The sequence below is a fragment of the Fretibacterium sp. OH1220_COT-178 genome (assembly GCF_003860125.1).
Taxonomy (GTDB): Bacteria; Synergistota; Synergistia; order Synergistales; family Aminobacteriaceae; genus CAJPSE01.
The window spans coordinates 1-12081 of the sequence record NZ_RQYL01000003.1 but is presented as its reverse complement, the minus strand read 5'-3'; the positions used below and the strand labels follow the sequence as shown (position 1 = coordinate 12081).

Here is a 12081-nt window from a genome sequence, read left to right as displayed (position 1 = left end):
GTTCTACTTCTTCTCGACAATCGCCAGGACGTCGCGCTCGCTGAAGATGACGTACTCGTCGCCGTCGATCTTCACCTCGGTGCCCGCGTACTTGCTGAAGATGATGCGGTCGCCGACCTTGACCTCGATGGGAAGCTTCTGGCCGTTGTCCAGTACCTTGCCCGACCCGACAGCCATGACCTCGCCCTCCGTCGGCTTCTCCTTGGCCGTATCGGGCAGGACAATGCCCCCCTTGGTCTTCTCCTCGCGGGTGAGCACTTTAACGACGATCCTGTCCCCAAGCGGTTTGAGATTCATCAACGATCCCCTCCTGATTTTATGTCAGCACTCGAACGCTTAGAGTGCTAATTGTCTACGAAAGAAATATTAGCCTCTCCCCCCTTAAACTGCAATAGGGCAAATTACGTAGTCAAGAGGTCGAGGCTTTGTTGAAACGACGGCGGCGACCGCATCTGACGATGAGGCCGCCGCCGTATCATGCCGAAGCACGGAGGAAAAGGTCACTTCGCCTTCAGCTGGTCGTAGACATCCAGAACGATGGCACCGTAGGCCGAGGCGGGACCGCCGCCCATGAGGAGGGCAACTTCGATGGCCTCCGCCACTTCCTCGCGGGTGACCCCCGCATCGATCGCCTTTTGGGCGTGAGCCATGATGCAGGGCATGCACCGTGCAGCCAAGGCAAGCATCAGAGCGATCAGCTCCTTGGTCTTGAGCGTAAGCGCACGTTCCTTGACCATGGCCTTTCCAACCGAACGAAATGCCGTAACCGCTTCGGGAGCGGCCTCAGCCAGCTTCGCGGCGCGGCGTTCGACCTCCCGGAACTCGGCCTTAACATCCATCATGTTCAAAAAAACCTCCTTAAAAATAGTGGGAAGAATGCGCCAGACGATATCTCACCCTCCGGGGCCTGTCAATCCGCACGAACGCCTGAATCCATCATCTCCTCGCCCTGGACTCTCACGCGATCGTTCAGGAGATTGCAAAGACGTTACGAGGCCTCTCAGTTTTTTCAAGGCACGGAAAAACACGCAGGGCCTGAACGGCGAGTCCCGCCCCTTGCGGGCTTTTCCCGAAGAAATACTTAAATACTTCTCGTGAACACTCGCGAGCGGTTCGCTCCACGCGGTGTGCTAAGATAGCTTTGCGCCGGGCCCCTCCATTTTCTCTCCCGGCGTTGTTTTCAATTTGCCTCGTGAAGCAGGTGAAAATTATGAAACGCTCTTTAGTTCGTCTCGTTGCAATCGCACTCTTCTCCTTGACCGTCTTTTCCTCTCCCCTTCCCGCATCCGCCATCGATATCGGTGACATTCTGAAAAAAGGAGCGATCATCGTGGGCGGCGGTGCCGTGGTGACCGCCATTGCAGGCCCCATCAACGACTTCATCAACACGGTGACTCTGAACAAGGGGGCCAAATTCCAGGGGCATACGAAGGTGGTCCCCATCGTCTCCTTCGGAAGCGGCACACACATCGGCGCGGCTCAGGTCGGGGGGCAGGTCAAGTCGGCAGTCGAGAAGACCCAGGCCGTCGCCCAGCTGGAGGCGGACTTCAAGGGCATACGCGCCAAGGTCCTGATTCCCATCGACTCCATAAACCCTGTGAAGCAATTCCGCCGTGTTCAGGGCGTGGGCGTCACCGCCATCATAGACGTGAAACTCTAAAAAGACCTTCCTTTGGCCCATTCATACAACGCTCGATTCGGAAGACCTCGCACGGGTGCGAGGCCTTCTTTTTTATAAAAATCAAATTTAACTGAAAAACAAAATATTTTTCACAAACACTCTCTTGACGAGTTTGCCCAAGAGGTTTATCCTATATCGATACTTTTTTAGGGCTTATTCCAATCATACGGCAGATGGAAAGGATGGGAGATCAGTGAACAGTGAGAACAACGGACTGGGCTTGGAAACTCAGCGCGAAAGTTGGGGAAGCCGCATCGGTTTCATTCTTGCGGCTGCGGGGTCGGCCATAGGCCTGGGCAACGTCTGGCGTTTTCCCTATTTGGTGGGCGTGAACGGAGGGGCCGCCTTCGTGGTGGTTTACCTGCTTCTGATCGCCGCCGTCGGATCGACGGTCATGCTTGCGGAGTTCGCCCTGGGACGAGCGGCCCAGAAAACTCCCGTCGGCGCCTTCTGGGTTCTGTCGAAGACGCACACCTGGACCCTCGTGGGGTGGATCGCAACCCTCGCGGGAGGCTTCATCATCCTCTCCTACTACGCCGTGATCGGGGGATGGACCCTCAAGTACGTCTTCAGCAGCCTCTCGGATCTCATGCCCTTGGCGGCCGAGGGCAAATCCGGGGACGTCTTCTCCTCTTTCATCGGCGACCAGAAGCAAGTGGTGCTGTATCAAGTGTTTTTCATGCTCCTCACGGTCGGCATCGTCTACGGCGGAGTCGGCAAGGGGATAGAGCGGGCCTGCAAGGTCATGATGCCCCTTTTGTTCGTCATCCTCATCATCCTTATCGTCCGTTCCGTAACCCTGCCCGGAGCCGAAAAGGGACTGGAGTTCTACCTGAAGCCGGATTTCTCGAAAATCACCGGAAAAACCGTACTGGACGCCCTCGGACAGGGATTTTTCTCCCTCTCCCTGGGCATGGGAATCATGATCACCTACGGCAGCTACATCGGCAAGCAGGAACGCCTTCCCTCCAGCGTGGGCTGGGTCATCTTCACGGACACCCTCATCGCCCTTCTGGCCGGACTGGCCATCTTTCCGGCCGTCTTCGCCATGGGCGTGGAGCCCTCCGCCGGCGTGGGCCTGACGTTCATCAGCCTGCCGGGCGTGTTTGCCAAGATGCCCTTCGGCAACATCTTCTCCGCCCTCTTCTTCCTTCTGCTCTTTTTTGCCGCCATCACCTCGGCCATGTCGCTGCTCGAGGTCGCCGTCGCCCACGGAATGGATGACTTCAAGTGGTCGCGCAGGAGGTCCATCGTCATCATGGGAACCCTCGTCACCCTGCTGGGCGTCCCCTCCGCGCTCTCCCTGAGCGGGCCCCCCAAGATCGTGGGCAAGGACTTCCTCGACGCCATGGACTTCATCTCCAATAACGTCATGATGCCGCTCAGCTCCATTTTGACCTGTCTTTTTGTCGGGTGGTTCTGGCTCGACCAGGGGCGCAAGGAAGTCACCAACGACGGAACCGTGCCCTTCGCCCTCATGGAGGCGTGGGTGTGGTTCGTGCGCTTCGTAGCTCCCATCGCCATTGCGGTCATCTTCTACATGGGACTGAAATGGTAAGAGGACTTTCCTGAAGCGAGGAGCCTGGTTTGCGCCAGGCTCCTTTCTGTCTCTTCGAAAATCTTCAGCTCCCTGCCTCCTCTCCCGGTCGTTCGATCAGGTACTTCCAGGTTCGCTTGGGCAGAAAACGCATCTGGCGTTTCAGGGACCGTCGTTCCTTTACCGCCGCACTCCGAAAGAACTCTCTCCAGAGCTCCCGGTACCCCTCCTCCTCCGGGGCAAACCGCAGCATTCCGTCCGGAAGTTCCATATCCGTCAGAACCCATCGCCCCCTCTCCTGAACGGCGGCCCGGCCGCGGCGGACGTCGTGGAGCACCCAGCGGTCCGGCAGACGACGCAGAAAATGCTCCGCCAGCAGGGGCAGGACATCGCACTCCGGCGCGAAGGCCGCATAGTAGGCTTTGCCCACGTCCTGAAAGCGGACGAGCCCCATCCAACGATGCCACTCCCGGGACGTACGCCTCGCGGAGCGGTGCACCGCCCCCACACAGGGGGACGCCAAATCGCAGGACGCGGCATCTCCTTCCCTCCAGAGCCGATGAAGGTAGCACCAGACCGCAAGATCGATCCCCTCCTCCTCCGACATCAGCGCCAGAGAGGCATCAGCCAGCCCCCGCCCCTCCAAACGCTGTTCCAGTACCGCGGATGTCGCTTCCGCCACCTCCGCGTCGCTCGCGACCTCCGTACACTCCAGCAGAATTCTTCCCGTCTTCCTACAGGAAAAACGAACGATGTCCTCCGGAGCGCGACCCTCCAGAGCCGTCCTGTGGACAAGGGTCATCATACCGCTCCAGGTCCCGTCGTAGACATAGATCACGGGGAAGCTCCTCCAGAGTCCGGAAAGGGCAGCCAAAGTTGCGCCGAGGGGCGAGCCTCCTCCAGAAGCGCCCTCAGCCTCTCCAGGGAGGAAACGCGTCCGGCCCGCCAAGCCGACTCCTTGAAGGCCAAAAAATGCTGCGCCCGCTTCATCACGACGCCAAGCCGTTTGAGGTTGTCCCCATCGAGGCGGCGCATGCGCCGTGCCGTCAGAATGCGCTTGGCGGACTTCACCCCCACGCCGGGAACCCGCAGGAGCACCTCATAGTCCGCCCGGTTTGGATCCACGGGGAAGAGCTCCATATGCCGAAGCGCCCAAGCCGTCTTGGGATCCAGCCCCTTCTCCAGATTCGGCTGGGCTTCGTCGACAATTTCGTCCGCCCGGAATCCGTAAAAACGCAAAAGCCAATCGGCCTGATAAAGACGGTGTTCGCGCAACAGAGGTGGAGCTGCGGAGAGAGCGGGCAAATTGGGATTTTCGTTGACCGGCACATAGGCGGAGTAGTACACGCGCTTCAGCCCCATGCCGCCGTAAAGCCCCTCGGACAACCGGAGCAGGGCAAGGTCCGACTCGGGGCTGGCCCCAACGATCACCTGAGTGCTCTGCCCCGCCGGGACAAAGGGAGGCGCCCGTCGAGCCAAGCGACGCTCCGAGGCCCGTTCTCCGATTCGGGCACTGATGAAGCGCATGGGGGCAAAGACGGCATCGACGCTTTTTTGAGGGGCCAACAAAGCCAAGCTCCGTTTGGACGGGAGCTCGACGTTCACGCTCACGCGGTCCGCCATGCGCCCCAAAGCTTCGATCAGCTCGGGGGAGGACCCGGGGATCACTTTTGCGTGGATATAGCCATGAAAGCCAAACTCACGGCGCAGGAGGTAGACCGTCCGGACAAGCTCCACCATCGTATCGTCCGGGCTGCGACGTACCGCGGAGCTGAGAAACAATCCTTCGATATAGTTGCGTTTATAGAACGCCATCGTCATCTCCGCGAGTTCCCGGGGAGAGAATGCGGCGCGGGGCACGTCGTTGCTGCGTCGGTTGACGCAATAGGCACAGTCGTAGATGCAATCATTGGTCAGGAGCAGCTTCAGCAAGGACACACAGCGACCGTCGTCGGTCCAGCTGTGACAGACGCCCGAGGCATGTGCACTCCCCACGCCTCCCCTCGTCCGGGAACGACTGGAGCCGCTGGAGGCACAGGAGACATCGTATTTCGCTCCCTCAGTCAGTATGGACAAGCGCCTCCTGAGATCCTCTTTCATCGCATCACCCCCTACAAACTTCGTAGCTACTCAATACGTAGCTATTATAACAAAAAATGAAGAGGACGCACACGAGTGCGTCCCCCTCGAAACAGGACAAGCGGCTTCGCCTACAAGGCGGACAGAATGGCCATCAGTAGCCCGCCGGCCAGCACCGATCCGATCTGGCCGGAGACATTGGCCCCAACGGCCTGCATCAGAATGAAGTTGTTCTTGTCCGCCGCCGTGGCCATCTTCTGGATGACCCGAGAGGACATGGGAAAGGCCGAGATCCCCGCCGCCCCGATCATGGGATTGATCTTCCGGCGGAGAAAGAGGTTCAAGACCTTGGCCGTCACGACCCCCACGGCGGTGTCCAGGACGAAGGCCACCAACCCGAGCCCCATGATCCCCAAGGTCATCGGCCGCAGGAAATCCTCGCCCGTCATCTTGGTGGAGATGGCGAGCCCCAAAAGGATGGTCACGATGTTCGCCAGCTCGTTCTGAGCCCCCTTCGCCAAACGGTCCACCACGCCGCTCTCGCGCAGGAGGTTGCCGAACATCAGGAATCCGATGAGAGCGGCCGAGGCCGGCACCAGAAATCCGGAGATGAGGGTAACCAGAATGGGGAAAAGTACCTTTTTCCGCTTGGAAACCGGCTTTTCATGGTACGGCATGGCGATGCGGCGCTCGGCCTCCGTGGTCAGCAGACGGATTACCGGCGGCTGAATGATGGGAACCAGGGCCATATAGGAGTACGCCGCGACGGAGATCGACCCCAAAAGCTGCGGGGCGAAGCGGTTGGCGACGTAGATGGAGGTCGGCCCGTCCGCAGCCCCGATGATGCCGATGGACGCCGCCTCCTTGAGGTCGAAAAACCCCGTGGCGTAGGCCAGCCCCATGGTCAGGAAAATTCCGGCCTGGGCCATCAGACCGAAGATCATCGTGACCGGGGTCTGAAAAAGGGGCGTGAAGTCGATCATCGCTCCGACGGCGATGAAGATCAGAAGCGGAAAGAGCTCCGTCTGAATCCCCATCTCGAAAAGCCGGCTGATCGCCCCGACCTCGACGCCGCCGCCCGTAAGATGGGTCAAGGCCGACGAGAGCGGGATGTTGACCAGCAGAGTCCCGAAGCCCATAGGGAGCAGCAGCGACGGCTCGTACTCCTTGACCGTGGCCAGATAGATCAACAAGAGCCCCACACCGACCATCACGACCTGCTGCCAGGTCAGGGCGGAGAGTCCGTGAAAAAGTTCCATCGCAGTTTCGAGAGCCTCCTAAATTTTGATTTTGCGATTCGTCCTCGGCCCCATAACCAATCAATAGGCCAGCTTGTAAATCTCCAGGACATCCTTGGCGTCAAGGTTTTTCAGGACCCCGAATCCTCCTCCGGCGGAGGCGTTGGCGGCCAGACGTTCGATGTCCGATTCCTCGATTTTCAGCTCCCGAAGCGTGGTGGGCGCCCCGACGGACCGGAAGAAATCCTCCAGGAGCTCGATCCCCTCGAGGGCCCGCTCCTCCTCCGAGCCGTCGAAGACGTCGAACACGGCCTCCGCCAAACGCGCGAAGGGGGTGGGATGCCTTTCGCAGAGGTAACGCCCCCAAGCCGGCATCATCACCGACAGGGAGGCCCCGTGAGGCGTGTCGAAAAGCAGGCTGAGCGAGTGCCCCAGCCTGTGCGACGAGAAGTCGCCGCGGGCTGCCCGTCCGCAGGACAGGAAACCGTTGTGCGCCAGCGATCCCGCCCAGGCGTACTCCGCACGGGCCTCGTAATCCTCCGGCTCCTCGAGCAGCTCGGGGATCAGACGGATCATGCTGCGAATGAGGGCATAGCCCTGTTCGTCCACCATCTCCACCCCTGCGTCCCCGTCCAAAACGCGTTCCAGGACGTGAGCCATGATGTCGATGCCGCCGTAAACGGTCTGGGTCTCCGGCAGCGTGAACTGAAGGGAGGGATCGATCACCGCGACCCGGGGATAGAGCAATGGGCTGTTCATGGAGGTCTTCGCCTCCCGCTCGGGATTCGAGACCACCGCGATTCCGTTGACCTCGCTGGAGGTCGCCGAGGCGGTCAAAACGCCGAAGATCGGAAGGGCCTTTTCCACCTTCCGCCCCTCGAAGAAATCCCAGGCATCCCCTTCGTAACAGGCCCCGGCCGCAATGGCCTTGGCGGAATCGAACACGCTGCCGCCCCCCACGGGCACGATCGCCTCGATCCTCGAGGCCCGGATACGCGCCACGGCCTCCCTGACCTTGTCGATCCTCGGATTGGGCCTCACTCCCCCCAGCTCGGGAAAGACGATCCCCTTCTGGGTCAGCGCCTCGGCCACCTGGGCATAGGCGCCGTTCTTGAAGATCGCCTTGCCCCCATAGAGCAGCAGGACGCTCCGAATCTCCGCCGCCTCCAGCTCGTCGGCAATCCGAGCAATCGTCCCCCGGCCGAAATGCACCTTCGTCGGATTCCACCACGTAAAATCTTTCATCCTTTCGAGACCTCCTTCAGGACGGACTCGTCCGAACCCGCCTCTTTAATCCCGGCCGCCGTCCCTTCACAGCGATCGAGCCCCAGCTTTTTATAGTAGTGCAAGAGCAGGAAAAGCGCCAGCGCCCCACCTCCGATGTCGAGCGCCGGAAAACAGGCCCAGACTCCGTTCACCCCCCAGATCCTCGGAAGGATGAGGATTGCGGGGATCAACAGCAGAAACTGACGCGTCAGGGACAGAAGAAAAGCGTGTCCGGCCCGGCCCAGCCCTTGAAAAAAACTGTTCGCGATCAGCGCGATGCCCGCGAGGATCACCCCCGAATAGGCGATATACATCCCCTCCATGGCCAAGGGCAGCAATTGAGGGTCGTCGGTAAACAACAGGATCATCTCCTCGGCGAAGAGATACACCAGAACGGCGCTTCCGGCAAAATAACCGGCGCTGAGGAGCAAGGACCACTTCAGGGCCTCCAACACGCGTGCCGGCAAGCGAGCGCCCCAATTGTAGCCGAAGAGGGCCTGAACCGCATCAGCAATGCCGATCACGGGCAGAAAAAGCAGGGAATCCCAGCCGAGAAACACCCCGAGGGCCGAAAGGGCGATCGGACCGCCGTAGGCGTTCATCCCCCTGTTGAAGAGGACGAAGAAGAGCGAGAAGGAGAGCTCGGTGAGACAGGACGAGAGCCCCAGAGCCAGGACGCGCCTGAGGACATCGAAACGGAGAAAGACGTTGGATAGACGTAGATGAAGATACCCCATGCGCCTACCGTAAAACGAGAGGACCCATATCATGCTGAGCACCTGCGACAGCGTGGTTCCCCAGGCGGCTCCGGCAACGCCCCATCCCCATCCCCAGATGAAGAGCGCATCCAACAGGATATTGGCAAGCGCCCCGACGACCTGTGTGCCCATGGCGAAGGCGGGACGTCCCTCGGCCCGAACGCAGAAGTTCGCCACAAAGGCCACCATGCCGAAGGGGACCCCCATCAGGATGATGTTCATGTACTCCCGAGCCTGGGGCAACAGCTCCCTCCCCGCTCCGCTCAGGCGGAGCAGAAAGTCGACGTTCACGAGCCCGAAAAACGTCACTCCTCCTCCAAGAAGCGCCGACGCGAAGACGACATTGCCCAAGACGAGCTCCGCCCTGGGCGCGTTCTTCTCTCCCAGCGCCGCGGAGATCAAGGTCACGGAACCTACGCCAAGCAGTAGCCCCAACGCGATGACAAAGACCATGAATGGGAAAGAGACGCTGATGGCGGCCAGGCCGATGGGCCCCACGATCCGTCCGACAAACATGCGGTCCACGAAGTTGTAGAGCGAGTTGGCCAGCAGTCCCGCAATGGAGGGCAGAGCAAAGTTCACAATCAGTCTAAGTATGGGCTCGCGCCCCATCCGCTCCGGCTGGAGCATCTGCAGCACCTCCAAAAAGGCGTTCCCCCAAGGCGGAACGCCCTTGAAAATTCGTCAGCCTATAATATCACAATAAAAAATGAATGTTTTTCCTTTCGAACGGGCATTTCCGGGCAATCGGTGCTAAACTGCTGATATCCATCCGGAAAAAATCTCGTCCCCAAGGGACACGGCAGAATTGGAGGGGCCTTCATGACCGTACGCAACGCCATAATCGAAAAAATCGAAGCGCTGTCCCGCAAATCCGAGAAGGACATCGTAGCGCTCCGGCGCCATTTCCACGCGCACCCGGAGACATCCTGGAACGAGACGGAGACCAGTCTCCGCATCGAGGAGGAACTGAGAAAGCTGGGCTGCGAGAACATCCGCCGCGGGTTCGGAGGAACGGACAGCGGGGTCGTGGCGGAGATCGCCGGCGGCCGGCCGGGCCGTTGCGTGGCGCTGCGCGCGGACATCGACGCCCTGCCTCTGAACGAGGAGAACGACGTGGAGTACCGCTCCCGGCGAGATGGGGCCATGCACGCCTGCGGGCACGACGCCCATACCGCCGGGCTGCTCGGCGCGGCACGAATCCTCACCGAGATCAAGGGGGAGCTCAAAGGACGGGTACGGCTCTTGTTCCAGCCCGCCGAGGAGCACGGCATCAAACCCGGTGCCAAGGCGATGGTGGACGATGGGGCCCTGTCCGGAGTGGATGCCGTCTTCGGCCTCCATGTCTTCACCAATCTTCCCTCGGGCACCTTGATGTACCGTTCCGGCCCCATCATGGCCGCCGCGGACGGCTGGGAACTCACGATCTCCGGTAAGGGCGGGCACGGCTCGGCCCCGGAAAACGCCATCGACCCCACGATCGCGGCATTCCAGATCGGCAACGCGCTCCAGACCGTCATATCCCGCGAGGTCTCGCCCAAGGACACCGCCGTTCTCAGCATCGGCAGCGTAACGACCTCCTCGACCGTCTTCAACATCATCCCCGAGCGGGTCGAGATGAAGGGAACGGTACGCACCTTCCGGCCCGAGGTGCAGGACTGCGTTCAGAGCGCCATCGAGCGCGTGATCGCAGCCGTCGGCCAGGCCTGCCGCTGCGGTACGGAGCTGCGCTATACGCGCTTTATCCCCGCGACGATCAATGACCCGGAGACAACGGAAGTCCTGAGGGCGGTGGCCGAAGAACTCCTCGGTGCGGAGCATGTGACCGAGGCCCCTTTGATGATGGGTTCGGAGGATTTCAGCTACTTCGGTCAGGTGGTCCCGGCGACCTTCGCCCATCTGGGCGTCGGAGACCCGGACCGGGAGTTCACCCGAATGCCGCACCACTCCCCCAAGTTCGACCTCGACGAGACGCAGCTCCGCAAGGCCGCCGCACTGCACGCAGCCTTCGCCTGGCGCTGGCTCGACCGAAATTGAACGAAACCGCATCCCGAAGGAGCCTCCCTTGAACCTGGCCGTATTCGACCTGGAGACCAACGGATACGCCGGCTCCTCCGTGCTCTCCGCCTCGTCGATCGTCCTCGACGGGGCGGGGCGTATCTTGGATTTCTTCAACCGGTTCTACCTGCCCACGGAACCCTTCAACGCCCGGCTTTTCCGTATCCACGGCCTCACGCCCGAACGCATCCTGGCGCTGAGAGAGCGTATTCCCTCCCCCCCGCACTTCATCGAAGACTGGCCTGACCTCATGGATTTCTGGGCTCGCTACGAGGTCGGTGGAATCGTCATCCACAACGCCCGATTCGACCTGGCCTTCCTGCCGGAAATGGCCCAGGACTCCATGCGTTGTTGGTGCTCCATGCAGGGGCTCACCGATCTGTGCGCGCTGCCCCAGCGGACGGGAGCCCGGGGAGGCGGCTACAAATGGCCGCGCCTCCAGGAGGCCGTGGACATCGTGTGCAACGGTCCGAGCGCACTGGCCCCCACGGAGGCCGCACGCCGCGCCGAGGAGGCGGTCGGGGCGTGTTCTGCTCACGTCTCCCTGGCGGACTGCTTCGAACTTTACAGGGTCACGGTGCGCATTCAGGCCCATCATCCGGGATGGATGCGCTTCGAGCCCCTCCGCCTTCCCTTTCGCATACCGGGGGGAAAACCGTACAGAATCGACGCGCAACCCCGACACGACGGGTTCACCGTCGGGCTGCTGAAGCTGGAGCAGCGCCTCCGCCTCGTTTTGGCCTAAAACCAGGTCACCGTGCCCTCCCTGCAGGAGCGCGGCCTGACGGCGTCGGGTCCTGCGGCATACCCCAGGGTCATCGCGTAAAGTGGGTCGAACCCCTCGGGCGCCCGACACCGGTCCGTGGCAAACAGATAGCGGATCAGCCCGATCCAGCAGCTTCCAAGCCCCAGGGAGGCCGCTGCAAGCAGCATGTTCTGGATCGCGGCGCTGCAGTCGGCCAATGCAGAGAGGTGCGTCCCCGTACGGCGCAGCACCCGTTCTCCATACACCATGACGACCACGGGGGCGCCGAAGAAGATTCTGTAGTTCGGATTGGCCCCCATTGCCACGATTCGCTCGATGCCCGATTCCCGCATCGCAGCTCGGGCTCGTTCATCCAGGTCCTCGATCTCCCGTCGGTCGGTCAGGACGCCAAAGTGCCACGGCTCGGCGTCGCCCCCGGTCGGGGCGTGAAGTGCCGCACGGAGCACCATCTCGATATCCTCTCGGCTAACGGGCCTGTCCGCATAGCGGCGAACGCTGCGGCGCTCCAGGATGGTCTTCAGAACTTCGTTCATACCGGTCCTCCTATTCAACAGGCACTGAGCCTGTAAAAGTTAAAGATCCTCAATTGGCAATCAAGATGCGCGAAGCCCCCCGGCCAGAATGGCTGGGGGGCTTCGTGTTGTATTCATACTGTTTTCTGGCGGCGACCTACTCTTCCGTATGTACCCCATACAGTA

12 protein-coding genes are annotated in these 12081 nt (G+C 61.0%); 4 read left to right on the top strand and 8 right to left on the bottom strand.

Translation table 11 applies throughout. The annotated features are described in order from the left end of the window. Window positions 1–3: 3 nt before the first annotated feature. The gene (gene groES / locus EII26_RS01675; protein ID WP_124887405.1) at window positions 4–297 is read right to left on the bottom strand and encodes a co-chaperone GroES; all 294 of its coding nucleotides are present in this window, start codon (window positions 295–297) and stop codon (window positions 4–6) included. Window positions 298–500: 203 nt separating this feature from the next. Further along, entirely contained in the window at window positions 501–842 is a 342-nt protein-coding gene (locus EII26_RS01670; protein ID WP_233572540.1) for a carboxymuconolactone decarboxylase family protein, read from the bottom strand. A 368-nt stretch (window positions 843–1210) separates the two neighbouring features. Between EII26_RS01670 and EII26_RS01665 the strand changes: the two genes are divergently transcribed. Continuing rightward, the gene (locus EII26_RS01665; protein ID WP_124887404.1) at window positions 1211–1660 is read left to right on the top strand and encodes a hypothetical protein; all 450 of its coding nucleotides are present in this window, start codon (window positions 1211–1213) and stop codon (window positions 1658–1660) included. Window positions 1661–1874: 214 nt separating this feature from the next. Continuing rightward, window positions 1875–3239, top strand: coding sequence for a sodium-dependent transporter (locus EII26_RS01660; RefSeq protein WP_233572539.1), 1365 nt, complete (start codon window positions 1875–1877; stop codon window positions 3237–3239). A gap of 64 nt (window positions 3240–3303) precedes the next feature. On the opposite strand, the gene EII26_RS01655 is transcribed toward EII26_RS01660, so the two are convergent. From EII26_RS01655 to EII26_RS01635, 5 genes are all read right to left on the bottom strand, one after another. After that, a complete protein-coding gene (locus EII26_RS01655; RefSeq protein ID WP_124887403.1) occupies window positions 3304–4056 on the bottom strand; it encodes a TIGR03915 family putative DNA repair protein in 753 nt (250 codons plus the stop codon). After that, the gene (locus EII26_RS01650; protein WP_124887402.1) at window positions 4053–5318 is read right to left on the bottom strand and encodes a putative DNA modification/repair radical SAM protein; all 1266 of its coding nucleotides are present in this window, start codon (window positions 5316–5318) and stop codon (window positions 4053–4055) included. The genes EII26_RS01655 and EII26_RS01650 overlap by 4 nt, the downstream gene beginning before the upstream one ends. A gap of 110 nt (window positions 5319–5428) precedes the next feature. After that, window positions 5429–6556, bottom strand: a complete 1128-nt coding sequence (locus EII26_RS01645; protein WP_124887401.1) for a sodium ion-translocating decarboxylase subunit beta — start codon at window positions 6554–6556, stop codon at window positions 5429–5431. 60 nt (window positions 6557–6616) lie between these two features. Next, entirely contained in the window at window positions 6617–7780 is a 1164-nt protein-coding gene (locus EII26_RS01640) for an iron-containing alcohol dehydrogenase (protein WP_124887400.1), read from the bottom strand. Continuing rightward, a complete protein-coding gene (locus tag EII26_RS01635) occupies window positions 7777–9198 on the bottom strand; it encodes an MATE family efflux transporter (protein WP_233572555.1) in 1422 nt (473 codons plus the stop codon). Before EII26_RS01635 ends, EII26_RS01640 begins: the two co-directional genes overlap by 4 nt. Window positions 9199–9381: 183 nt before the next feature. On the opposite strand from EII26_RS01635, the gene EII26_RS01630 reads away from it, so the two are divergent. Together EII26_RS01630 and EII26_RS01625 are read left to right on the top strand one after the other, a co-directional pair. Then, a complete protein-coding gene (locus EII26_RS01630; protein WP_124887398.1) occupies window positions 9382–10596 on the top strand; it encodes a M20 metallopeptidase family protein in 1215 nt (404 codons plus the stop codon). 28 nt (window positions 10597–10624) lie between these two features. Next, entirely contained in the window at window positions 10625–11362 is a 738-nt protein-coding gene (locus EII26_RS01625; RefSeq protein ID WP_124887397.1) for a 3'-5' exonuclease, read from the top strand. On the opposite strand, the gene EII26_RS01620 is transcribed toward EII26_RS01625, so the two are convergent. Beyond that, window positions 11359–11916 (bottom strand): nitroreductase family protein, encoded by a 558-nt coding sequence (locus tag EII26_RS01620; RefSeq protein ID WP_124887396.1) that lies wholly within the window; start codon window positions 11914–11916, stop codon window positions 11359–11361. The genes EII26_RS01625 and EII26_RS01620 overlap by 4 nt on opposite strands. Between the last annotated feature and the right edge of the window lie 165 nt (window positions 11917–12081).

Excerpts from the sequence above, each read along its gene's own strand:
- EII26_RS01670 (WP_233572540.1), bottom strand. The coding sequence starts at position 842 with ATGATGGATGTTAAGGCCGAGTTCCGGGAGGTCGAACGCCGCGCCGCG.
- EII26_RS01630 (WP_124887398.1), top strand. The coding sequence starts at position 9,382 with ATGACCGTACGCAACGCCATAATCGAAAAAATCGAAGCGCTGTCCCGC.
- EII26_RS01650 (WP_124887402.1), bottom strand. The coding sequence starts at position 5,318 with ATGAAAGAGGATCTCAGGAGGCGCTTGTCCATACTGACTGAGGGAGCG.
- EII26_RS01665 (WP_124887404.1), top strand. The coding sequence starts at position 1,211 with ATGAAACGCTCTTTAGTTCGTCTCGTTGCAATCGCACTCTTCTCCTTG.
- EII26_RS01645 (WP_124887401.1), bottom strand. The coding sequence starts at position 6,556 with ATGGAACTTTTTCACGGACTCTCCGCCCTGACCTGGCAGCAGGTCGTG.
- groES (WP_124887405.1), bottom strand. The coding sequence starts at position 297 with ATGAATCTCAAACCGCTTGGGGACAGGATCGTCGTTAAAGTGCTCACC.
- EII26_RS01620 (WP_124887396.1), bottom strand. The coding sequence starts at position 11,916 with ATGAACGAAGTTCTGAAGACCATCCTGGAGCGCCGCAGCGTTCGCCGC.
- EII26_RS01640 (WP_124887400.1), bottom strand. The coding sequence starts at position 7,780 with ATGAAAGATTTTACGTGGTGGAATCCGACGAAGGTGCATTTCGGCCGG.